The sequence below is a fragment of the Autumnicola lenta genome, assembly GCF_031846515.1.
Lineage (GTDB): Bacteria > Bacteroidota > Bacteroidia > Flavobacteriales > Flavobacteriaceae > Autumnicola > Autumnicola lenta.
This window is the reverse complement of record NZ_JAVRHO010000009.1, coordinates 95613-119308: the sequence shown is the minus strand read 5'-3', so window position 1 is coordinate 119308 and position 23696 is coordinate 95613. Positions and strand designations below refer to the sequence as shown.

The 23696-nt window shown below is 38.5% G+C and carries 27 protein-coding genes; 7 read left to right on the top strand and 20 right to left on the bottom strand.

The genetic code is table 11. The features are described from left to right. Positions 1-49: 49 nt before the first annotated feature. On the bottom strand, positions 50-874 hold the full coding sequence (locus RM545_RS08190) for a M48 family metallopeptidase (RefSeq protein WP_311494853.1): 825 nt from the start codon (positions 872-874) through the stop codon (positions 50-52). 182 nt (positions 875-1056) lie between these two features. Between RM545_RS08190 and RM545_RS08185 the strand changes: the two genes are divergently transcribed. The 7 genes from RM545_RS08185 (at position 1057) to lpdA (ending at position 6545) form a co-directional block, all read left to right on the top strand. Next, positions 1057-1935, top strand: coding sequence for an alpha/beta hydrolase (locus RM545_RS08185; protein ID WP_311494834.1), 879 nt, complete (start codon positions 1057-1059; stop codon positions 1933-1935). Positions 1936-1961: 26 nt separating this feature from the next. Then, complete coding sequence (msrB, locus tag RM545_RS08180) at positions 1962-2441, top strand: peptide-methionine (R)-S-oxide reductase MsrB (protein WP_311494833.1); 480 nt, start codon at positions 1962-1964, stop codon at positions 2439-2441. 5 nt (positions 2442-2446) lie between these two features. Next, positions 2447-2839: a peptide-methionine (R)-S-oxide reductase MsrB gene (msrB, locus tag RM545_RS08175; protein ID WP_311494832.1), complete on the top strand. Its 393-nt coding sequence runs from the start codon at positions 2447-2449 to the stop codon at positions 2837-2839. A gap of 16 nt (positions 2840-2855) precedes the next feature. Further along, positions 2856-3398, top strand: a complete 543-nt coding sequence (locus tag RM545_RS08170) for a hypothetical protein (RefSeq protein ID WP_311494831.1) — start codon at positions 2856-2858, stop codon at positions 3396-3398. Positions 3399-3585: 187 nt separating this feature from the next. Then, positions 3586-4170, top strand: a complete 585-nt coding sequence (locus RM545_RS08165) for a hypothetical protein (RefSeq protein WP_311494830.1) — start codon at positions 3586-3588, stop codon at positions 4168-4170. Between the two features lie 152 nt (positions 4171-4322). Then, entirely contained in the window at positions 4323-5000 is a 678-nt protein-coding gene (locus tag RM545_RS08160; protein WP_311494829.1) for a collagen-like protein, read from the top strand. 153 nt (positions 5001-5153) lie between these two features. After that, a complete protein-coding gene (lpdA, locus tag RM545_RS08155) occupies positions 5154-6545 on the top strand; it encodes a dihydrolipoyl dehydrogenase (RefSeq protein WP_311494828.1) in 1392 nt (463 codons plus the stop codon). A 209-nt stretch (positions 6546-6754) separates the two neighbouring features. Here the strand turns inward: lpdA and hisIE are convergent, their stop codons facing one another. From hisIE to efp, 19 genes are all read right to left on the bottom strand, one after another. Then, positions 6755-7372 carry a bifunctional phosphoribosyl-AMP cyclohydrolase/phosphoribosyl-ATP diphosphatase HisIE gene (gene hisIE / locus RM545_RS08150; RefSeq protein WP_311494827.1) on the bottom strand — a complete coding sequence of 206 codons (618 nt, stop codon included), beginning with the start codon at positions 7370-7372 and terminating at the stop codon, positions 6755-6757. A gap of 37 nt (positions 7373-7409) precedes the next feature. After that, positions 7410-8165, bottom strand: coding sequence for an imidazole glycerol phosphate synthase subunit HisF (gene hisF / locus RM545_RS08145; protein ID WP_311494826.1), 756 nt, complete (start codon positions 8163-8165; stop codon positions 7410-7412). 30 nt (positions 8166-8195) lie between these two features. Beyond that, positions 8196-8495 (bottom strand): HigA family addiction module antitoxin, encoded by a 300-nt coding sequence (locus tag RM545_RS08140; protein ID WP_311494825.1) that lies wholly within the window; start codon positions 8493-8495, stop codon positions 8196-8198. A gap of 11 nt (positions 8496-8506) precedes the next feature. Then, complete coding sequence (locus tag RM545_RS08135; RefSeq protein ID WP_311494824.1) at positions 8507-8788, bottom strand: type II toxin-antitoxin system RelE/ParE family toxin; 282 nt, start codon at positions 8786-8788, stop codon at positions 8507-8509. Positions 8789-8984: 196 nt separating this feature from the next. Continuing rightward, positions 8985-9728 (bottom strand): 1-(5-phosphoribosyl)-5-[(5-phosphoribosylamino)methylideneamino]imidazole-4-carboxamide isomerase, encoded by a 744-nt coding sequence (gene hisA, locus RM545_RS08130; protein WP_311494823.1) that lies wholly within the window; start codon positions 9726-9728, stop codon positions 8985-8987. Between the two features lie 170 nt (positions 9729-9898). After that, entirely contained in the window at positions 9899-10537 is a 639-nt protein-coding gene (gene hisH / locus RM545_RS08125; protein ID WP_311494822.1) for an imidazole glycerol phosphate synthase subunit HisH, read from the bottom strand. Between the two features lie 40 nt (positions 10538-10577). Continuing rightward, a complete protein-coding gene (gene hisB, locus RM545_RS08120; RefSeq protein ID WP_311494821.1) occupies positions 10578-11717 on the bottom strand; it encodes a bifunctional histidinol-phosphatase/imidazoleglycerol-phosphate dehydratase HisB in 1140 nt (379 codons plus the stop codon). 2 nt (positions 11718-11719) lie between these two features. Further along, positions 11720-12775, bottom strand: coding sequence for a histidinol-phosphate transaminase (gene hisC / locus RM545_RS08115; protein WP_311494820.1), 1056 nt, complete (start codon positions 12773-12775; stop codon positions 11720-11722). A gap of 35 nt (positions 12776-12810) precedes the next feature. Then, positions 12811-14097: a histidinol dehydrogenase gene (gene hisD, locus RM545_RS08110; protein ID WP_311494819.1), complete on the bottom strand. Its 1287-nt coding sequence runs from the start codon at positions 14095-14097 to the stop codon at positions 12811-12813. A 19-nt stretch (positions 14098-14116) separates the two neighbouring features. Then, a complete protein-coding gene (gene hisG, locus RM545_RS08105) occupies positions 14117-14980 on the bottom strand; it encodes an ATP phosphoribosyltransferase (protein ID WP_311494818.1) in 864 nt (287 codons plus the stop codon). Positions 14981-15240: 260 nt separating this feature from the next. Then, positions 15241-16056, bottom strand: coding sequence for a prohibitin family protein (locus RM545_RS08100; RefSeq protein WP_311494817.1), 816 nt, complete (start codon positions 16054-16056; stop codon positions 15241-15243). 29 nt (positions 16057-16085) lie between these two features. Then, on the bottom strand, positions 16086-16889 hold the full coding sequence (gene fabG / locus RM545_RS08095) for a 3-oxoacyl-ACP reductase FabG (protein ID WP_311494816.1): 804 nt from the start codon (positions 16887-16889) through the stop codon (positions 16086-16088). Positions 16890-16902: 13 nt separating this feature from the next. Next, positions 16903-18939, bottom strand: a complete 2037-nt coding sequence (locus RM545_RS08090) for a vWA domain-containing protein (protein ID WP_311494815.1) — start codon at positions 18937-18939, stop codon at positions 16903-16905. A gap of 228 nt (positions 18940-19167) precedes the next feature. After that, positions 19168-19914, bottom strand: coding sequence for a 3-oxoacyl-[acyl-carrier-protein] reductase (fabG, locus tag RM545_RS08085; protein ID WP_311494814.1), 747 nt, complete (start codon positions 19912-19914; stop codon positions 19168-19170). A gap of 86 nt (positions 19915-20000) precedes the next feature. Next, positions 20001-20291: a nucleotidyltransferase family protein gene (locus RM545_RS08080; protein ID WP_311494813.1), complete on the bottom strand. Its 291-nt coding sequence runs from the start codon at positions 20289-20291 to the stop codon at positions 20001-20003. Between the two features lie 123 nt (positions 20292-20414). Continuing rightward, on the bottom strand, positions 20415-21290 hold the full coding sequence (gene sucD, locus RM545_RS08075; protein WP_311494812.1) for a succinate--CoA ligase subunit alpha: 876 nt from the start codon (positions 21288-21290) through the stop codon (positions 20415-20417). Positions 21291-21561: 271 nt separating this feature from the next. Beyond that, the gene (locus tag RM545_RS08070) at positions 21562-21927 is read right to left on the bottom strand and encodes a nuclear transport factor 2 family protein (RefSeq protein WP_311494811.1); all 366 of its coding nucleotides are present in this window, start codon (positions 21925-21927) and stop codon (positions 21562-21564) included. A gap of 2 nt (positions 21928-21929) precedes the next feature. Further along, positions 21930-22862: a UDP-3-O-(3-hydroxymyristoyl)glucosamine N-acyltransferase gene (locus tag RM545_RS08065; protein ID WP_311494810.1), complete on the bottom strand. Its 933-nt coding sequence runs from the start codon at positions 22860-22862 to the stop codon at positions 21930-21932. Positions 22863-23120: 258 nt separating this feature from the next. Beyond that, complete coding sequence (efp, locus tag RM545_RS08060; protein ID WP_311494809.1) at positions 23121-23687, bottom strand: elongation factor P; 567 nt, start codon at positions 23685-23687, stop codon at positions 23121-23123. Positions 23688-23696 lie beyond the last annotated feature (9 nt).

The window sequence follows — 23696 nt, the reverse complement described above, 5'->3', positions numbered from 1 at the left end:
GTAAAAGGCAGCTTTTCAATATCAATTCTCGATTAATTTTTATTTGCTATTATCTAAAACTGGTCACACCATATTTTTTGGCTTCTGCTTTAGCTTCCGGCGCCCATTCAGTAAGATTATTTATCCTCGTTTGATTAGACGGGTGGGTACTTAAAAATTCCGGTGGTGCCTGTCCATCACTTTGTGCAGCCATTCTTCTCCACAATTCGGCAGCTTCATCAGGATCATATCCTGCAATTGCCATTAGAGTTAAACCAATCCTGTCTGCTTCGGCCTCATGACTTCTGCTAAAAGGAAGCATTCCTCCTACCTGGCTACCTATCCCGTAAGCCTGAGCTATAATTTGTTGCGTAGCCTGACTCTGTCCACCTGCAGCAACACCCACTACAGCGCCACCCACCTGCTGAAGTTGGGCTGCACTCATTCTCTGCGCTCCATGATCTGCAAGAGCATGTGCAATTTCGTGCGCCATAACTGTGGCAAGACCGGTTCGCGTTTCTGCTACATCAAGTATTCCGGTATATATTACTACTTTTCCACCTGGCATAGCGAAGGCGTTTACCTGGTCATCTTTCACCAATTGAATTTCCCATTCAAACCCCTGCATAAAGCCCTGATAGCCGTTAGCATTAAGGTATCTTTCTGCTGCTGTAATTATTTCCTGCCCTACTTGCTTTACCATTCGGGACTCCTCTGTTCCTGTAACAACATTAGCTTCAGAAAGAAACTGATTGTATTGTTCAAAGGATGCCGGGAATAGTTGCTCGTTGGACACGAAGTTCAAATTTTTCTCTCCTGTAAAAGGATTAGTTTTACAAGCCACTACCATCAGCAGCATTGCACTAATCATTAGCACTGTTTTTCTAAGACTCATATTATCTGGTTTAGGTGTTAAAATTACAAAAGCACCTGTTCTTCCTGAAGCGTTTAAGTAGGATTTAACAAATTGAGTAAACCAATTATAGTACCACATTTTTCGGCTACAGGAGAAACACATCAAATCGGGGAATCAGCAGAAGTAAATATTAGCTAACTTGCAGGTCAATTTTTGCTAGCATGACGAAGAAAAACAAAGAAAACAAAGAGAATATTCCTGTACAACGGCTGTTAATCCCAGGTTACATCCTTCAATTTAATAAAATTCTCACAAAGCTTTCCCCTCACCTTGCCAGTAGATTTGCTGCAAAACTTTTCCTTACCCCCTTCCGATATAAACTTCCGGAAAGAGAAAAGAAAATGGACGAGGAATCTATTCAAAAACGAATAAAACTTCCCATAGCCGACAGGGAGATTGTTATTTATGAATATGGGGAGTCCTCCAGAAAAATTTTGCTCGTGCATGGTTGGAGTGGACGGGGAACTCAATTAAGTAAAATAGCTGAAGCTTTACTCGAAAAAGGGTTCAGCACCATAAGCTTTGATGCCCCGGCACATGGAAAAGCACCAGGTAAAATAAGTATGATGCCCTTTTTTATAGAAGCTATTCACTATCTGAACAAAATCCACGGACCTTTTGAAGCCATTATTGGACACTCTCTTGGTGGAATGTCTTCCTTAAAGGCAGTAAGCGACGGAGTTTCCACCAAAAAAATTGTTCTTTTAGGTACCGCAAATAGTATAACTCATATTACTAAAGAATTTGCACGGAACATGAAAATGAATGATAAGGTTGCCGGCAAAATGAAAGCTTATCTCGACCTCAAATTAAGACAGGATATGGACAATTATTCCGGGGCTGTTTCCGCTAAAGGTATAGAAACTTCAACCTTAATAATACACGATAAGAATGACGTAGATGTAGATGTGAGTTCTGCTTATGAAATAGATAAAGTTTTGAAAAATAGCGAACTCATTATTACAGAAAGACTCGGTCACCGGCGCATTTTAGGTGATCCCGTGGTAATTAACAAAATAGCAACATTCATCGCGGTATGATCTTTGTACTTTTAAGCTAAAAAAGTATGAGAAAGTTAATATTCGCTTTTCTTGCCATGGTTACAGTTAGCTGCGGGGGCAATGCCCAGGAAGAAAAATCTTCAGAGAAATTTGAAATCACAAAATCTGAAGAGCAATGGAAACAGGAACTTACCAATGCAGAATTCCAGGTACTGCGTAAGGCATCTACAGAAAGACCATTTTCCAGTGATTTAAATGATATTAAAGAACCCGGAACTTTTGTTTGTGCAGCCTGTGGCAATGAATTGTACGAAACCGAACATAAATTTATGAGCGGTACAGGATGGCCAAGCTTTGATCGTGCTGTTGAAGGCGGAGTGGCTTATGGAAGGGATTCTAAATTAGGCTATAGCCGCGATGAAGTGCACTGCGCAAGATGCGGCGGACATTTGGGGCATGTGTTTAACGACGGGCCCCGGGAAACTACTGGAAAAAGACATTGTATTAATGGAATCGCGATGGATTTTGAACCAGCAAAACAATAAAAAATATGAAAAAGTACACTATAGAAAAATCAGAGGAAAAATGGAAGGAGCAACTTTCTGAAGAGCAATACAGGGTTCTTCGGAAAAAAGGAACCGAAGCTCCTCATACAGGTAAATACAACCTTCACTTTGAAGAGGGAGAATATAAATGTGCGGCCTGCCACACAAAACTTTTTGAAAGTGATGCAAAATTTGAAAGCGGCTGCGGATGGCCCAGCTTTGACGAAGCCATAGAAGGAAAAGTAGAGTATGTACAGGATAAAACCTTTGGGATGATTCGAACAGAAATTCTCTGCGCCAACTGCGGAAGTCATTTAGGACACGTTTTTGACGATGGCCCTACAGACACAGGACAACGCTATTGCGTGAATTCAGCAAGTATAGAGTTTAATAAATAATTTAAAACCACACATTATGAAAAAGATATTCTCACTTCTATTTATCACTGCCTTTCTTTTCACCTCCTGTTCCGATGACGGAGAAATGGGACCACGTGGTCCACAAGGTCCTCCTGGCGAAGATGGACTGGATGGCTTAGGATATACCTTTGAAGAAACCATTGATTTTGACTATTTTGAGGATGCGAACCAGTATTCTGCAATAATAGATATTCCCGAGGATGTAGAAACTATAAATCCTGATGCAGATGCTGTTTTGGTTTATCGGTTAGAAATTCTTGAGGATGAAAACGGTAATGATTTAGATGGCTGGAGTTTAATTCCGCAGAACTTTTTTCTGGAAGGAGGAACTATTCAATATGTCTACAACCATACCGTTGGAGATGTTGAAATCATTATTGATGGGAATTATGATCTGAGTAATTTAGATTCTGGTTTTACCGAAGGCCAAACTTTTAGAGTTATAGTGGTACCCTCAGATGTTTTTGCTACTTCAGGATTAGATCCGGCAAATATGGAGTCTGTATTAAAAGCCATGAATAAAGAGAATAAAGAGTAAATTTTAGTCTAATCCTAAATTTAGAATTATAAAGCTTGCTTTAATCGGCAGGCTTTTTTTGTGTCTGAATTTGAGTGACAATGAAAATTTCCTCACCATTTTAGGTAATTTTATATCTTCACAGCTGGCAAAATTTAATCCTCTCCTAAAATAGTATGAATAAGGTCCGGAAAAAGTTCAACTAAGAATGAAGTTTAAAAACGCTTTTATTTACTTAATAATTCTTCTGTTCAGTTATCAGGTAAATGCACAAAATAAAGAAACCACCCACAAACTTGAACTGAGCATAAAACCGCAATTTTCGACATTTTTTGTTCCGTACAAACATTTTTCTTCAAAAAGAGATCCCGATTTTGAAATTGGTGGAAGTTCGAGGATTTATGGCCTTGAAATTTCTACTTCAGTAGTTCTTAAATCCATAATTGGTGTTGGAGCAGGAATTGGTTCGGAAACGCTTCATTTAGAAAATAGTCAAATAGATTATTCTCCAATTTTTTTCGAACTTACACCACTTCCATCTGAAAACCCAAAAGAAGGATTTGCCACTTTTTCGGGTAGAATTGGTACACATTTGGGAAAGGTTGATAAAAACGGGGTTTATCTAAGAGTAGATCTGGGGTATTATGTTCCGCTATTCAATCATTTTTCATTGTTCTTTAAAGGAATTTATACCTACCAGTCTTTATATAAATCTTTTTCAGGCTCTAACAGACCATCAAACAAATACTTAATTCAGGGGATTGGCTTCGGAATAGGCATCGAATATTTCTAGAAATAAATTTTCTGAAAGCCGGTATTCCGAATAGTGGATTTCATAAAAAAAAGCTAAATTAGTTCCGAACAAATTTAAGGTTAAAACTACAGGTCTGCTTCCCTACTCCGGCTCCTTGTAATTAACCGTGAACCAATAAACAAAACCTAATTATGAGAAAAATTTTTACACTATTATTAATCTCCGCTGCGCTTTTTGTAGGATGTTCAGAAGATGGGGAAATGGGTCCTGAGGGACCACAAGGAGAACAAGGACCTCCTGGACCGGAGGGGCCACAGGGTGAGCAGGGTGAACAGGGACCGCAAGGAGAACCGGGTCCGGCAGGTGGGCCCCAAGGTCCTGAAGGACCACAAGGCGAACCTGGAGATGCAATTACCGGTACGGTTCTCGATTTGGAGGTATCAAACTTTAATGAGGCCAATGATTACACGCTCTTTCTGGATTTTGAAGAAGAGGGAGTAACTGTTGAAGAAGACGATGCTATTCTCGTTTATATAGCCACAGGTCAATTTGACGATTCTGACGGAGTTCCGTATTATGTTTGGCGCCAGCTTCCGCAGATCTATTATACCGAAGACGGGGAACAAATTCAATACAATTTTGACTTTACATTCTTCGACGTCACAATTTTTCTAGATAGCAGCATTCCTTATGAAGATTTTGACACTATAGATGCCACTTACACAGACAACCAACTCTTTAGAATTGTAGTGGTTCCTGCGACTTTTGCTGAAACGCAGAGTGTAGATATTTCCGACTACAATGCCGTAATGAAGAAGCTAAATTTTGATACTAAAAAGATCAGAACCGTTTCCCCGAGCAGCAAATAACATTCAATGTCTTATTCAAATAAAGCTTATCCTTATGGGTAAGCTTTTTTTATTCCGATCTTTTGAAATAATGCCAAAGCATAATGCTTTCAGTTTAGCCTATAATTCCTTAAATTCGCTACTTCTATAACCGATTTAAAAATTATTCCGAATATGAGTAAATACGATGTCATAGTGCTGGGTAGTGGCCCGGGCGGTTACGTAACTGCAATTCGTGCTTCACAACTGGGTTTTAAAACTGCAATTGTAGAAAAAGAAAGCCTTGGTGGCGTTTGTCTTAACTGGGGTTGTATCCCTACAAAAGCGCTTCTTAAAAGTGCTGAAGTTTTTGACTACCTAAAGCATGCCGACGATTACGGATTAAAGCTTGAAAACGCAGATAAAGATTTTGGAGCTGTAATTAAAAGAAGCCGCGACGTTGCCAATGGAATGAGCAAAGGTGTGCAGTTTCTTATGAAGAAAAATAAAATAGATGTTATTGAAGGCTTCGGAAAACTGAAAAAGGGTAAAAAAGTTGCTGTTACAGATAGCAAGGACAAGACCACAGATTACGAAGCAGAAAATATTATTGTTGCAACCGGCGCCAGATCACGGGAATTGCCAAACCTAAAGCAGGATGGCAAAAAAGTTATCGGTTACAGAGAAGCGATGACTCTCGAAAAGCAGCCTAAATCTATGATCGTTGTTGGTTCCGGCGCTATTGGAGTAGAATTTGCGCATTTCTACAATGCTATGGGAACAGATGTTACCGTTGTAGAATTCCTTCCTAATGTGGTTCCTCTGGAAGACGAAGATATTTCAAAACAATTTGAGAGAAGCATCAAGAAAGCCGGGATTAAAGTAATGACCAACTCTTCAGTGGAAAGTGTGGATACTTCCGGAAAAACAGTAAAAGCCAAGGTTAAAACCAAAAAAGGTGAAGAAACTCTGGAGGCTGATATCGTACTTTCTGCAGTAGGAATTAAGACGAATATTGAAAATATCGGACTTGAAGAACTCGGTATTAAGACTGAAAAGGATAAAATTATTGTTGATGATTTCTACAAAACCAATGTTTCCGGCATTTACGCTATTGGAGACGTAGTTCACGGTCCTGCCCTTGCACACGTTGCTTCTGCGGAAGGAATTCTGTGTGTGGAAAAAATCAAAGGAATGAAAGTAGAACCTCTGGACTACGGAAATATTCCTGGTTGTACTTACGCTACTCCTGAAATTGCTTCAGTGGGAATGACAGAAAAGCAAGCTAAGGAAGCCGGTTACGAGATCAAGGTTGGAAAATTCCCATTTTCGGCATCAGGAAAAGCTAAAGCTGCTGGAAAATCTGATGGTTTTGTAAAAGTGATTTTTGATGCAAAATACGGAGAATGGCTGGGCTGCCATATGATTGGCGCCGGAGTTACAGATATGATTGCTGAAGCTGTTCTGGGCCGAAAACTGGAAACTACCGGTCATGAAGTACTAAAAGCAGTGCACCCTCACCCTACGATGAGCGAAGCAGTGATGGAAGCTGTTGCCGCTGCTTATGATGAAGTAATTCATATCTAAACCATAGACGAAATTTTAAAAAATCCCGAGGAACTATTTCAGTTTTTCGGGATTTTTTGTTTGCGATTTAGAATTCGTTGTTCGAGTCGCAAGTTAGTACTTCGTAGAAACAAAGGTCGATAATTGCCATTTCTAAGGCTACACTTCGTTCACAGTACTTACTGCTCCCCTCCTTTTTTTAAGGAGGGGTGGCCGAAGGCCGGGGTGGTTCAATGCCTTCCTTCCAGGACTTTCACCACGTTTTTTAAGGAATATCCTTTTGCCTTCAGTAAAATCAGGTAATGGAAAAGCAGATCTGCACTTTCGTTCAGGAATAATTCTTCGTTATCATCTTTTGCTTCAATAACTGTTTCCACAGCCTCTTCCCCTACCTTTTGGGCAATTTTGTTGATACCTTCATCAAAAAGAGAAACCACATAACTGGATTTATCCTCTCGTAATTCCGGCTCCACCTCACTCATTCTTTTGCGTTTCGCTATAATTCCTTCCAATTGAGAAATAAAACCAAAATTAGGCTCATTTTCTTCGGCCCAGCAAGTGTCTGTTCCTTTATGGCAGGTAGGACCTTCAGGATTTACACTAATTAACAGCGTATCATTGTCACAATCGTTTTTGATATCAACAAGATGAAGAAAATTGCCACTTTCCTCGCCTTTTGTCCATAGCCTGTTTTTGGTCCTGCTGAAAAATGTTACTTTTTTGGTCTCGCTGGTCTTCAGGAAAGCTTCTTCGTTCATGTAGCCAAGCATCAGCACATTTTTTGTTGAAGCATCCTGAATAATGGCTGGAACGAGTCCGTCCCCGTTTTTATTAAAGTCTATGTTCATCTTATAATTTTGTAAATCTTAAACTTTGATTTTTTATCTACAGTCGAACTGCAATTCCGTTCTTTCGCAATTCTTCTTTTAAATCTTTTATTTCAATTTCCTTAAAATGAAAAACGCTTGCAGCAAGTGCCGCATCAGCTTTTCCTTCCTTAAAAGTATCGGTAAAATGCTGCATACTCCCCGCTCCACCTGAAGCAATTATAGGAATATTTAATTCTGAAGATAATTTTGCCAGTGCAATATTCGCAAAGCCGCCTTTTGTACCGTCGTTATTCATGGATGTAAACAGGATTTCTCCGGCTCCGCGTTCCTCAACTTCCTTTGCCCATTCAAAAAGATCCAGCTCTGTCGGCACCTTTCCTCCCACGAGATGAACAAGCCACTTCCCATGCACCTGCTTGGCATCTATAGCGACAGTAATACACTGACTCCCAAATTTTCTTGCCAGCTCATTTATAAGCCCCGGATTCTTTACTGCGGAAGAATTCACCGAAACCTTATCGGCCCCATTCTGAAGCAAAACATCCACATCTTCTACTGAAGATATTCCGCCGCCAACAGTAAACGGAATGTTTACCTTTTCAGCAACGCGCAGGACCAGATTTGCCAAAGTTTTACGACGCTCTTCTGTAGCCGAAATATCCAGGAAAACCAATTCATCTGCGCCAGATTCAGCATAAATAGCTGCCAGTTCCACCGGATCTCCCGCATCACGCAAATCCACGAAATTGACGCCTTTTACAGTACGTCCGTTCTTTATATCCAGACAGGGTATTATTCTTTTTGTTAGCAAAATTTCTTAGTTTTAATGGGTTATGTTCTGCTATGCTGCGTTATTTTCTAAGGGTTTAATACTATTGAATTCTTTCTCCTTTAAGGTATTTTCTTCTTCCAAATCGTAATCATCTTGTAATCCTAACCAGAATTTAGCAGTTGTTCCGAAAAATTTAGAAAATCGTAATGCTGTGTCTGCTGTTATTCTTCTCTTCTTTTTTATTATTTCGCTTATTCTTGTTTGAGGAATAAAAGTTTCTTTGGAAAGTCTGTATGCAGTAATTTCCATTGGGTCCAGAAATTCTTCCTTTAAAATTTCACCGGGATGTATGTTGTCTAACTTTTTCATCTTTTTTGGGTTTAATGGTAATCAACAACTTGAACTTCAAACGCATTATCGTTTTCCCATTGAAACATAATTCTCCATTGTTTATTGATCCTAATGCTATAAAAACCTTCTAAATTTCCACTTAACTTTTCCAAATGATTAGCTGGTGGAGTTCTTAAGTCATTTATATTTTGAGCATTATTTATCATCCTTAGTTTTCTTCTAGCAACGTTCTGGATATTAGCAGGAAGTTTTCTTGATTGGGTTCCGTTCCAAATTTTGTCAACTTCTTTGTCTGCAAATGATTTTATCACAAATAATTTTGTTTCACGTTACTAACGCCAAAGATAAGTAAAAATTAGATTGTAAAATAAGATATAATTTTGCTATACACTATTTTTAGAGAACCTTGCACAATTAAATAAATCATCCAGTATATTCTACTTTTTAGCTATTTAATTAATACCCAATTAGCATATTTTCGAATTACCACATCTACAAATTTTCAAATCAATATAGTTGATTCAGAATAAACTCTTCCAGCTGCTTCAGGCTAATTCTTCCTTCGTAAATCGCTTTTCCTATAATTGTTCCTTCACAGCCGATTTCAGCTAAACGCGGAAGCTCAGCAAACGTTGAAATTCCGCCGGAAGCGATTAGATTCAATTTGTTGCCAGTTTCCGAAGTTTCCTCCAGTATCCTCTGGTACAATTCAAAAGACGGACCTTCCAGCATTCCGTCTTTGGAAATATCGGTACAAATGATGTACTTCACTCCCTCCTGCTGATATTCCTTTATAAACGGAATAAGCTCTTTCTCCGATTCTTCCTGCCAGCCGCTAATTGCCACCTTTTCCTCATTGGCATCTGCTCCCAAAATAATCTTTTCAGAACCAAACTTTTGTAACCATGACTTAAATACCTCCGGATCTTTGACCGCTATACTTCCTCCCGTAACCTGATTTGCACCACATTCAAAAGCAATTTCCAAATCTTTATCTGACTTTAATCCGCCGCCAAAATCTACTTTTAAATTTGTTTTGGAAGCAATTTCCTCCAAAATTTTATGGTTCACTATATGCTTTGATTTTGCACCATCAAGATCTACCAAATGCAGGTACTTAATCCCGTGCGCTTCAAATTTCTTCGCCACCTCAAGAGGATGCTCGTTATATATTTTCTTCGTGCTGTAGTCTCCTTTAGAGAGCCTTACACACTTTCCTTCAATGATGTCTATGGCTGGAATGATTCTCATTCTTTAGATGTTAGACCGCTTCGCTGCCAGATATTAGACCGCTCCGCTGTTAGATAATTCTTTATTCTCTATTTTTATTCTTTATCAAGATCTGAAAATTTTGATTCCTGATTTGAACTTTCCTCTTTCCACTTTTCACTCTGATCCGACCTCCAATTTCGTATTTCTAATTACCCTTCTATTTTCAGAAAATTCTGAAGAATCTTTTCCCCGGCATTGCTGCTTTTTTCCGGGTGAAACTGGACTCCGTAAAAGTTATTTTTCTTAATGGCAGAGGTGTATTCCACTCCGTATTCAGTAGAAGCTATAGTTTCCTCACATTCGGGAATATAAAAGCTATGTACGAGGTACACATATTCTTTTTCGTTTATTCCTTCAAAAAGTTCTGACTTAAGATCAAAAATATGATTCCATCCTATTTGCGGCACCTTTAGTTTGTTATTAAATTTCACTACTTGCGCATCAAAAATTCCGAGTCCGGTGGTATCCCCTTCCTCACAGTAATCGCACATAAGCTGCATTCCCAGGCAAATTCCCAGCACTGGCTGTTTTAGAGTCGGAATTACTTTTTCAAGTCCGGTAGATTTCAGCATCTTCATGGCACTGCTGGCTTCCCCCACACCCGGAAAAATTACTTTATCGGCAGCACGTATTTCTTCTGCGTCACTGGTAAGAACCGCTTCAAAACCAAGTCTTTGTACAGCAAACTTGATGCTCTGGATATTTCCCGCGCCGTAATCTATAATAGTTATCCCCCCAGCCCCCAAAGGGGGTGCTTCAAGTTCATTTTTTAATTTGTTATCACTCATAATATAAAAATTACTGAAAATGGCCGATTTAGAACCTTGGTTATAACATTCCTTTTGTCGATGGTAAAATCATTTTCTCAGCATCACGCTTTACTGCCATTTTAATGGCTTTGGCAAAAGCTTTAAATATCGCTTCTATTTTATGATGCTCGTTATTACCTTCAGCCTTTACATTCAGGTTTGCTTTTGCTCCATCAGTAAAAGATTTGAAAAAATGATAAAACATTTCTGTAGGCATTTTACCTACCATTTCACGATTAAATTCAGCTTCCCATACCAGCCAGTTCCTTCCGCCAAAGTCAATCGCCACCTGTGCCAGGCAGTCATCCATTGGTAAACAGAAGCCATAACGTTCTATCCCCAGTTTATTTCCCAATGCTTTACTATAGACTTCTCCAAGTGCTATCGCCGTGTCTTCAATGGTGTGATGCTCATCTACTTCCAGATCTCCTTCAACTTTTACCACAAGGTCCATTTGTCCATGTCGCGCTATTTGATCCAGCATATGGTCAAAAAAGGCAATTCCGGTCGATATTTGGGATTTTCCGGTGCCGTCCAGGTTAAGTTTTATAAAAATATTGGTCTCATTTGTTTTACGGCTAATCTCTGCCGTACGGTCGTTCAGCTTTAGAAATTCGTAGATTTCTTTCCAACTATCTGTCTTAAGCGCTATGCATTTATCCAGGATCTTCTTTTCATTTTTTAGCTCCTCTGCACCCAACTCTTCATGCGTATTAATAAATATACCTTTACCTTCAAAATTGTGGGCAAATTCCATATCGGTTAATCTGTCGCCAATCATAAAGGAATTCTTGAGGTCATATTCCAAATTATTCAGATATTTTTCCTTAAGCAATCCCGTATTTGGTTTTCGTGTATGTGCATTATCCTTAGCAAAAGTCCGGTCAATAAGAGCATCGGTAAATTTGATACCTTCGTTGGCTAAAGTTTTAGTGATAAAATTCTGAATGGGCCAGAAATCACTCTCCGGAAAAGAATCTGTTCCTAATCCATCCTGATTGGTTACCATCACCATTTCATAATCCAGTTCCTTAGCTATTTTGGTAAGGTAGTAAAGTGACTCCGGATAAAATTCGAGCTTATCCAGACTGTCGATCTGGTAATCTTCAGGTTCGTGAATTAAAGTACCGTCACGATCTATAAACAAAACCTTTTTCATTTTTATTGTTGCTTAAGGCTCTTTAAAGCCTTGATTAATTTGTCGTTTTCATCTTTTGTGCCTACCGTAAATCTCAGTGTATTTTCACAAAGCGGCTGCGTTGTTCTATTCCTGATTACTATCCCTTTTAAAATTAATTCATTATATCTGCGGGTTGCATCATCTACTTTCAGAAGGATAAAATTGGCATCAGAATTATATGTTTTTTGGATAAATTTTACTTCATCTAATTCTTTAAATAAACGGTGCCTTTCACCAAGAATATCAGATACTTCTGAATTTACTTTATCCTGATTCAACACCCTCTCCAGCGCTCTTTGCTGCGTAAGTTCATTTACGTTATAAGGTGGCTTTATTTTATTTAAAATCTGAATAATCTCTTCGGAAGCATAACAAATCCCAAGTCTTATTCCTGCCATTCCATAAGCTTTGGATAAAGTTTGAGTAATCACCAGATTCGGATATTTTTTCAGCTGAAGCAGCCAACTTTCCTTTGCTGAAAAATCTATATACGCTTCGTCTATCACAACGAGTCCATTAAAATTCTGAAGGATTTCAGTAATATTTTCTTCAGAAAAAGAATTCCCTGTGGGGTTATTTGGCGAACAGAGAAAGATCATTTTTGTCTGCTCATCTGTTGCTTTCAGAATTTTGGCGACATCAGGTTCAAAATCGGGAGTCAGCAGAATTTCCCTGTTTTCGATATTATTGATATTTGCCAAAACCTTATACATGCCGTAAGTAGGTGGCAACGTAATCACACTATCCTTTGCTGGTTCACAGAAAGCTCTGAAAAGCAGATCCAGCACTTCATCACTTCCATTGCCTAAAAGTATATTTGATGTATCTACACCTTTTATTTTAGCCAATTCCGACTTCAAATTACGCTGCTGCGGATCTGGATACCGGTTCACATCTGTCTGAAAAGGATTCTCATTGGCATCCAGAAACACCATTTCAGATCCTGTACTCTGGTATTCGTCCCTTGCCGAAGAATACGGTTTTAGCCCCGCTACATTCTCCCGGACTAAAGAATTTATGTTGAAATTTTTAATCATAACAAAAACCCTTCGACTTCGCTCAGGGTGACAATTTATTTATTCAAATCTATTAACCTCAAACTCACAGCATTTTTATGCGCCTGCAAACCTTCCGCTTCTGCCATTAATTCGATTGCAGGTCCAATATTCTTAATTCCTTCTTCAGAAATTTTCTGAAAAGTCATACTCTTCATAAAACTATCCAGGTTCACCCCGCTATACTGTTTTGCATAGCCATTTGTTGGCAATGTATGGTTGGTACCCGAAGCATAATCCCCTGCACTTTCAGGGGTGTAATTCCCTATAAAAACCGAGCCCGCATTTTGCACATTTTCGACATAGAAATTATCATTTGTCGTGCAGACAATAAAATGTTCAGGTCCGTATTCATTGATGATTTCGAGTGCTGTTTCTTTCTCTTCAACAAATATCAGCTTCGAATTTACTATAGCTTTTTCTGCCATTTCCTTTCTCGGCAACACCTTTATCTGGTTTTCAATTTCTTTTTCTACTTCATCCATAAACTTTTCTGAAGTGGAAATCAGGATTACCTGACTATCAGCTCCATGTTCTGCCTGGCTCAATAAATCTGAAGCTACAAAAGCAGCATTAGCCGATTCATCTGCCACTACCAACAACTCGGAAGGTCCCGCCGGCATGTCAATGGCTACATTATGTTTTGTGGCCAACTGTTTTGCCACGGTCACAAACTGATTTCCAGGGCCAAAAATTTTATAAATCTTCGGAATCGTCTGTGTCCCGAATGTCATTCCCGCAATCGCCTGTATTCCCCCAACCTTAAATATTTTTGTCACTCCGCACAGGTGCGCGGTGTACAAAATTGCCGGATTTACGCTACCTTCTTTATTTGGCGGAGTGCAAAGCACAATTTCTTTACATCCTGCAATTGCCGCCGGGATTGCGAGCATAAGGATTGTCGAAAATAACGGAGCGGTACCTCCCGGAATGTACAAGCCAACCTTTTGAATTGGCCGTTTTTCCTGCCAGCATTGGACACCTTCAACAGTTTCTACAGTAATTTTTTCTGTTTTTTGAGCAGCATGAAATTTTTCGATATTGGCATATGCCAGGTGTATAGCATCTTTCAATTCCTGCGAAGCCTGGTTACAGGCATCATCAATTTCCATAGAAGTAACCCGTACATTTTCAGGTTTAAAACCATCAAAAGTCTCCGTGTACTTTTCTATAGCCGCATCGCCATCCTGAATAACTTCAGCAAAAATTTTATTTACCGTTTCTTCAATGTCATTTACGGTTCTGGTGGGCCTTTTTAAAAGTTCCAGCCATTCTGAAGCCGCAGGATTATATATTTTATTCATGGTTTCCTCTTTCAAAAAATTAAAGCACCATTTTCTCAATAGGCGCAACTAAAATACCTTCTGCCCCATTGTTCTTCAGCTCATCAATAACTTCCCAGAAGCGTTCTTCATTAATCACAGTATGTATAGAACTCCAACCTTCTTCAGCTAAAGGAAGGACTGTAGGGCTTCTCATTCCCGGTAACAATTTTATGATTTTTTCCAGATTTTCATTTGGAGCATTCAGCAGGATATATTTAGAAGTGCGCGCATTCAGCACAGACTTAAAACGAAACTGTAATTTTTCCAGAATAGCTTTTCGTTCTTCAGAAATTTCCGGAGAGATCGCTAATACGGCTTCACTTTTCAGCATTACTTCCACTTCTTTCAGATTATTCTTGAAGAGCGTACTTCCGCTGGAAACGATATCACAAATTCCGTCGGCAAGACCTATATTCGGTGCGATTTCCACAGAACCGTTGATGATATGAAGATCTGCAGTTATGCCTTTTTCCTTTAGAAAATCGTTTACCGTATTTGGATAAGAAGTAGCTATTTTTTTACCGTCAAGATCCTGAAGCCCTTTGTACTTCATAGATTTTGGCACTGCCAGGGAAACACGGCATTTTGAAAAACCAAGTTTTTCTCCACGAATAATATCCTTACCTTTCTCGATAAGCACATTCTCCCCAATAATGGCTGCATCTACCACGCCATCTCTTAAATACTGCGGAATATCACCATTTCGCAGGTACATCACCTCCAAAGGAAAATTACGTGCTGAAGCTTTTAACTGTTCCTTTCCATTGTCTATGGAAACTCCTGCATCTTTTAATATTTTTAAGGAATCTTCGTTAAGTCGCCCGGACTTTTGTATTGCTATTCTAAGTTTTTCTGTACTCATTTTTCTTTTTCCTTTTTCCGTTTCAGTATTCCTTTATAATTCTAAATAGTATTACTCAACAATATTAAAAATAAAAAACCCGTCTGAGTGGCTCAAACGGGTTTTGAAATATGGTGAAAACTACAGCATACCAAACTTACCTCGCCTAAGCGTAGAAGTAAACATGATGATGATGTAATTGCTTTGCTTTCATAACTGTCACAAATCTAACTATAATTTTTAAAAAGCAAAACAGCTTTTCAATTTTTATCTATTGTTTTTTAATTATTCCCAAGTATTAGCGGCAATCCGTTTTCTCCTGAACCAATAATTACTGTTTTTGCATTACCAGATTTAGCCAGTTCAACTGTAGCCTGGATACCTTTTTCCTGTAGAACCTTATCGGTCAATGATTCACTAAGTATCCTGTTTGCACGAGCTTTACCTTCAGCATCAATTCGCTGCCGCTCTGCTTCCTGCTCTGCTTTGGTTAACCGGAATTCATACTCCAGGGACTCCTGTTCCTGTCTTAATTTACGCTCTATCGCATCTTTAATTGTTTCAGGTAAAGAAACATCTCTTACCAGCACCTCATTCACCTGAACATATTGTTCGGCCAGTAAAATATTGGTTTCTTCAAAAATTTCTTTTTGAATCGCTTCCCTTTTGCTGGCATAAAGCTGCTCCGGATTGTAGCGACCAACTACGGCACGAGCTGCAGATCTCACTGCAGGTTGCAATAAACGCTGGATGTAAGCTTCTCCTTTTTCCTGATGAAGTTTTCCCAACGCACTATACTCCGGCTGAAACCATACTGAGGCATCCAATTTAATCTCCAGACCATTGGAAGACAAAACCTGCATATTCTCATCTAGAGATTGTTGGCGAACTTCATAGATAAAAACTTTGTTCCAGGGTGCCACAATGTGAAAACCTTCACTCATTGGAGGTTCATCTGTAACAACCCCGCCTCCAAAAGTCTTATATAAAACTCCGGCTTCTCCGGACTCCACGGTAACCGCAGATTTTGCAATGAGGATAATTAGAAATACGGCAACAATAAATGCCGGAATTGCAATTTTTGGTAATCTTTCCATTCTTGTATTTAATTTATTTGTTTTTGTGTTTAACCATTCCCGATAAAACCGGGATAAAGTGACATACCACCATCCACAAAAATGGTAGTACCATTTACATATTCAGATTTATCTGAAGCCAGCCAAAGCACAACTTCAGAAACATCTTCGGGTTCTCCCAATCTATTGTAGGGTATAAGTTTTAAAAGTTCTTTTACCTGTTTTTCATCCTTCCAGACGTCTTCATTAATAGAAGTTTTTATAGCTCCGGGCGCGACACTGTTCACACGTATCTGCTTATTCGCCACTTCCTGGGAAAGAGTCCGCATAAATTCTGTTAACCCGCCTTTGGCTGCAGCATAATTTATATGGCCTGCCCACGGAATTTCCTGATGAACCGAACTCATAAAAACTACTTTTCCGGCAGATTTGCTTACCCCTTCTACAACTCCGCGTTTCAAAAAATATCGTACCGCGGCCCTGGAACAAAGAAAAGCTCCGGTCAAATTGGTCTTTATAACAAGCTCCCAATCTTTTAAAGTCATTTCGTCCAAAGGTGCATCTTTCTGGATGCCGGCATTACTTATCAGGATATCCAAATTCTCATAAGTATCAAAGACTTTTTCAAACATTCCCTCTACTTCCTTTTCATCCCCAACATCTGCCTGATGTGCAAAAGCTTCGCCACCTTCCTTTTTAATAGTATCTACAGTATCATTTGCGCCTTCTTCGTCGCTATGATAATTCACTGCAACTTTCGCTCCTGCCCTGGCAAGATAAATAGCGACACTTTTTCCAAGTCCGGAGCTGGCTCCGGTTACCAATGCAACCTGATTTTTTAAGCTTTTTTCCATAGCGAAGATAATTTTAGATTAAACCGGAGTATTTCCTGTAAAACCATTCCGCTGCGAGCAGTAAAACAAGCAGAAACAGTAGAAAATACCAATCGATCAAAGGTACTGTTTTTTCGCGGCTTTTCTGCACAGGAAGAAAACGCTTGTCTTGTAAAAGATCAGAAATTAAATTCTGTGTCAAATCCGGAAAATACAGCGTTGCGTCATTGTTTTCAGCTAAAAATTGAAGTTTTTCTATATCTGCAGAAATAAATTGCTGCTCTACATTAAAATCTATAATTGTAAAGCTGCCGTTTTCCGATATTGTTGAATTTTCAGGTTGCACTTTAAAAGAATATTCTCCTGCTTTCAAATTCCCCAAATTAACTTCGTATTGATTGTTCCGAAGCAGTAGCGGAGCCTCGATATTTTCTTCAGTTTCCTGGTGGGTTAGCTGAATTGTTATTTTAGCACGTGGATCAAACTCATAATTTTCATCAAAATATTGAGCAGAAATGGTTACGCTGTTATTTCCGTAGTAAAAAGATTCATAATCCACGGTTAAGCGATCCCTCCTTTTCTTAGAAGATAAATTCTGAATTACTTTACTCAAAAAGTCGTCAAATTGCCGAAAATTGTCATTTTCGAGGTAGGACTGTGAACGCCAATTCCAGATATTCTCACCGAATAAAACACCTTGTTTTGAAGTATTTTTATCTGAAATAGCCAGTAAAGGTTGTTCTGTTTCTATTCCTTCTATTTGCTGAAACAAAAGTGTATTAAATGAATTATTTAAAAGTTCTATGCTGCCAAACTTGCCCTGCAAAGGAGGAAAATCTACAAAACCGATATCTTCAAACTGAAATTTATTAAAGTTTTCATTTACTACAGGAAAAACATCCTGATCCTGAAAAGACGCATCTTTCTGAAACTGCTCCTGATTGGAATTAAGGAAATTCCAGTCGGTTTTAGTGCCGGTAATCAGAAAATAATTAATATTTTCCTGCTGAATTTCATCGATTACCATCTTAAAGCTATTATTTGGTTGATACAATATAGTTAGCTGAAAATCTTGTAGTTCTACATTTTCAGAATCTATATATTGAATTGTAGCTTTCCGCTGTTCATTCGACTCGATTGACTTCTTTAGAGCGCCAAGATCGGGATGCGCAATAGCCGAAAGAATAAGCACATTCGTCCTTTCATCTATAACTTCTACAGCAAATTTTTCCGCATTATTAATCTTATTTTTTTCATTTTCCAACGGAATGATTTCCGCTTCATAAGTAAGCACGCCAAGTTGCGAAGCAGGTAACGTAGTGCCGATAATTGCAGAATTTTGAACATCACTCAATTTTACTTCTTCTGAATAAATCACGTTCTCTCCGGAGCGGATAACGAAATTTGCAGAAATATTCTCTTCACCGGTGTAGTTGATGATAGCCTCTACAGGAAACCGATTATTCAGGAAAGCATAACGATTTACATTTAAGTTCGATAATTGCAAATCTGCATACTTCGCAGTGTCGCCAACAACCACAGGAAAAACTTCAACATTATCGCGGACTTTAAAATATTGAAAATCTCTGCCTATACTCTGGTTTCCATCTGAAATTATTATTACAGCCGTGTTTTCCTTTCGGTACAATTTGTCAACCTGATTTAAAGCTGCTGAAATATCTGTTTGTGGCTCATTAAATTTTAGATCGCTGCCTGAAGAAAGCTTTTCTCCAAAACTGACTTGCTGCAAATTAAACCGCTCCTGAATTTCCTCATTCTGCTCTAATTGCTGAACGATCGCCCGCACCGCATCTGCCTGATCCAGGTGTGCAATAGATTCCGAATCATCTACTGCTAGAACCAAGTTTGGTTTTACGATTTTGTAAGTGGTTGATGACATTTCAGGATTAATAAGCAGAATCAGCAACACAAAAACCGACAGGAACCTAAGAGCAAAGAAAATATACACATTCCGGGTTCTTCTTTTACTTCTAAAGAGATATTGAAAAAAAGCAAACCCCAGCGCGAAGATCGCAGCCAGGGCTATAAATAATATAGTGCTTAATACCATTGGAAGTAAGAGGTATGAGATACGAAGTTAGAAGGTAGAACTACGGAGTACGAGATTAGATGTTAGAAGTAAGAAGTTAAAAGTGAAAAACTGATGAAGTCTGAGAAATGTGATTTAGGGTTAAAAACGAAAAAACTAGCTAAAAGTTTTCTTAATCCTGGATTTCCAACCTCATACTTCTTATTTCCAACTTGATTTTTATACTTCCCACCTCTAATTTCTAACCTCCTAAGTTAGCATTCCGCCGTTTACATGCAGCACCTGTCCTGTCACATAAGTACTAAGGTCGCTTCCTAAAAATACGCAGGCGTTGGCGATATCTTCCGGTGTACCACCTCTTTTTAGCGGAATGGAATCTCTCCAACCCTCTACAGTTTTCTCGTCCAGTTTTTCGGTCATTTCAGTTTCAATGAATCCCGGCGCGATAACGTTAGTGCGAATATTTCTTGAACCAAGTTCCAGAGCCATAGATTTCGAAAAACCTATTATTCCCGCTTTGGAAGCCGCATAATTCGCCTGACCGGCATTTCCTTTAACTCCAACCACTGAACTCATATTAATAATACTGCCGCTTCTTTGCTTAAGCATGGTACGCTGAATGGCTTTTGTCATATTAAAAATTGACTTCAGGTTCACCTCGATTACCTGGTCAAAATCTTCTTCACTCATTCGCATAAGCAAATTATCTTTGGTAATCCCCGCGTTATTAACAAGTACGTCTATGGCACCAAAATCTTTAGCAACATTTTTTATTAATTCCTGAGCTTCCTCAAAACTGGCAGCATTGGATTTGTATCCTTTGGCTTTGATTCCCATTCCGGATAATTCCTTTTCCAGCTCTTCGGCAGCTTGTGCTGAAGAGGCATAAGTAAAAGCAACATTAGCACCATGTTCTGCAAAAACTTTCGCTATTCCTCTACCAATTCCGCGGCTTCCACCTGTAATTATCGCATTTTTTTCTTCTAATAATTTCATGTATTGCTTAATTTAATCCTGTTGTTTCAATTTCGAATTTTTTAATAGCCTCAAAAACATCTTTCGGCAGTAAAAGTTCACCACGGCTAGACATCAATTAAATCTTGTTCAATATGTTTTAAATATCGCTCCTTAATGGCGTTCCTGGAAACCAAATCGATATTAAAACCCACCAAATCTTCTATTTCTTCAGCAAGATCTATAATTTTAATACCAATGTTCTCCTTAAATTCGACCATAATATCGAGGTCGCTATCTTCTTTTTGCTGATTGCGGGCATAGGAACCAAAAATAGCCAAATTTTTAATGGCATACTTTCGGAAAAGCACAGGCCTGTGTTTAACTAATTTCGATTTTATTTCTGCTAAAGTATTCATAGGAATCAAGAAATAAATTAAAAATATTATTTCAATCTTATAAGCTATAAATATAACATTAATAAAAAATCCTCTTAAATCATTTTCAGAAATAAGAGGATTTAATTCTATAAAACTTGAAGTTTATCCGTTCAAAACTTCAGCTACTTTTTTACCTATTTCAGCAGGAGAATCCACAACATGGATTCCGTTCTCCTTTAAAATAGCTTTTTTAGCTTGTGCAGTATCTTCGCTACCTCCAACAATGGCTCCGGCGTGGCCCATTGTTCTTCCTGCAGGTGCAGTTTCACCAGCTATAAACCCTATAACAGGTTTTCTGTTTCCGTTTTCTTTAATCCATTTAGCTGCATCGGCTTCTAGCTGTCCACCAATCTCACCAATCATTACAATACATTCTGTTTCATCGTCGTTCATCAGTAATTCCACAGCCTCTTTTGTGGTAGTTCCGATAATAGGATCTCCACCAATTCCAATAGCTGTAGTAATTCCCAAACCTTGTTTTACAACCTGATCTGCTGCCTCATAAGTAAGCGTTCCAGATTTTGAAACGATCCCTACTTTTCCTTTTTTGAATACAAAACCGGGCATGATCCCTACTTTTGCTTCTCCGGGAGTGATTACTCCGGGACAGTTAGGGCCAATCAAACGGCAATCTTTATGTTTTATATATTCTGAAGCTTTCACCATATCGGCAACCGGAATTCCTTCAGTAATTGTAATAATTACTTTTATTCCTGCATCTGCTGATTCCATAATTGCATCTGCAGCAAAAGCCGGCGGTACAAAAATGATTGAAACGTCTGCCCCTACTTTTTCCACAGCTTCAGAAACTGTATTAAAAACAGGTCTGTCCAGGTGTTTGCTGCCTCCTTTACCCGGAGTTACACCACCTACCACATTTGTTCCGTATTCTATCATTTGCTCTGCATGAAAAGTACCTTCACTTCCGGTAAATCCCTGCACGATTATTTTTGAATCTTTATTTACTAAAACGCTCATAAATATGTATTGATTTTTTGGAATAACAAAAGTAAGTTTTTAAAGATAAAGTTTAAAGCCTTTTAGAAAGTTTATTGATAGATGTTTGTGCAACAGAATGGGTTTGGATCTGAAAATGAACACAGACATTGAAAAGTTTATGAGCGTACTCGCAAAATGACAATTTTCGTCATCCAGTTAAAGGACATAACGAGGGTGTTTTGCAGGCATAAAAAAATCCCTGCTGAAAAATTCAACAGAAATCTATTATTCGTGTAAAAAGTTTTTTTCCTTAATCAGCCAACTGACTAATTTGGTGACCTTTGTATAATTTATTATCCCTGATTTCCCATATAGCCATAAAATGCGCCAGTGGGATTTCCTCTTCGGGATTTTCAATAGTGTTTACGTGGTAAGTAAGATTAATAACCACCTGATCTTTTTCCATGATGATATCCCTTACTTCCAGTCGTAAAGATTCATAAGACCTGGCCATTTCTGCCCCAAAAGCCGAGATATCCTCAAAATTCAATAATCGTAAGCCAGTACTACTATTCCAGGTTAGTTCTGCATCTGGATGCAGGTACTTTTCCACATCTGAATCTTTATAAAAACATTCATAGAATTTCTCGATTATTTCCTTTCCCCGTATACTCATAGCTACTGTTTTAATTTAGCGATTAAGTTAGGTAATTGTCGTAAAAGTGCCAACTCTTTTAATTTGGCCCTGGCTTCCATAGCAGGATTTCCGGTGTAGGTTTTTCCTTCCTGAGTAGATTTAGTGATACCGGCCTTTCCCATTAAAACCCCGCCTTTCTTAACTACTATTCCGCTACGCATGCCTACCTGTCCCCAAACGGTAACTTCATCTTCAATAATTACAGCCCCGGCAATTCCTACCTGCGACGCAATAAGACATTTTTTACCGATAACGGTATCATGGCCAATCTGGATAAGATTATCCAGTTTTGTTCCTTCACCAATCGTGGTATCTCCGGTGACTCCTTTGTCTATCGTGCAGTTTGCACCAATATCCACGTTGTCTTTTATTACGACCCTTCCGCCCGATTTCAGTTTATCAAAACCTTCAGGCCGATTTTTGTAGTAAAATGCATCGCCTCCCAGTACAGTTCCGGAATGTATTGTCACATTATTACCAATTACTGCATTATCGTAAATACTAACATTGCTATGAATAAGGCAATTATCGCCGATTACAACATTATTTCCTATAAAAACATTCGGCTGAATAATGGTATTCTCCCCGATTTTAGCTGAAGGAGAAATATTTTTTTCAGACTTCTGAAAAGGCCGGAAATAATCGGTGAGTTTGTTAAAATCCCTGAAAGGATCATCTGAAATTAGCAATGCTTTTCCTTCCGGACAGTCCACTTCTTTATTAATAAGAATCACTGTCGCTGCGGAATTTAATGCTTTATCGTAGTACTTTGGATGATCTACAAAAACTATATCGCCCGGCGTCACGACGTGAATTTCGTTCATGCCTTCAACCGTAAAATCTTCATCTCCCACATAGTCACAGGAAAGAATTGTGGCGATTTGCTTAAGCGTATGTTTTTGCTGAAATTTCATTCTAAGACAATAGATGTTAGACGATAGACTGTAGACTACAATTATTTTACATTCTGAATTTTAAATCCTATTCATCTCTCCACTTTCCTTTTATTTCCCGCGGATTACGCAGATAACGCAGAAGAAACTTGCATCTTCCATCAGGAATCCAAGATTATGATTAGTCAGACAAAATATATAATCCCGGAAGGCAGGCTTAATTAAAAATTCAAAACTTAAAATTAAATTTTTTCACTCTTCACTCTTCACTTAAAAAACCTACTCCTTCATACGTTCTTTATACGTACCTTTTTCAGTTTCTACTTTAACTTTGTCCCCTTCATTTATAAATAAAGGAACATTTACCTCAGCCCCGGTTTCTAAAGTGGCAGGTTTAGTTGCATTTGTAGCAGTATTTCCTTTAAGACCAGGTTCTGTGTGAGTAACTTCCAAAACAACACTTGCAGGCATCTCTGTAGAGAGCGGCGCATTATCTTCAGTATTAATGAGAACAGTAAGCACTTCGCCTTCTTTTAAAAGCTGCGGCATATCGAGTGCATTCTCTGTTAACCTAATTTGGGTGTAATCCTCTACATGCATAAAATGATAGAATTCCCCATCCTGATAAAGAAATTGATATTTGTGAGTTTCCACCCTAACATCTTCAATTTTATGTCCTGCAGAAAAAGTATTGTCTATTACTTTACCAGTGGTGACGCTTTTTAATTTTGTACGAACAAAAGCAGGCCCTTTACCCGGTTTTACATGCAAAAATTCTATTATTTTAAAAATATCATGATTATATCGAATGCACAATCCCTTTCTGATATCACTAGTACTTGCCATTATCTTTTA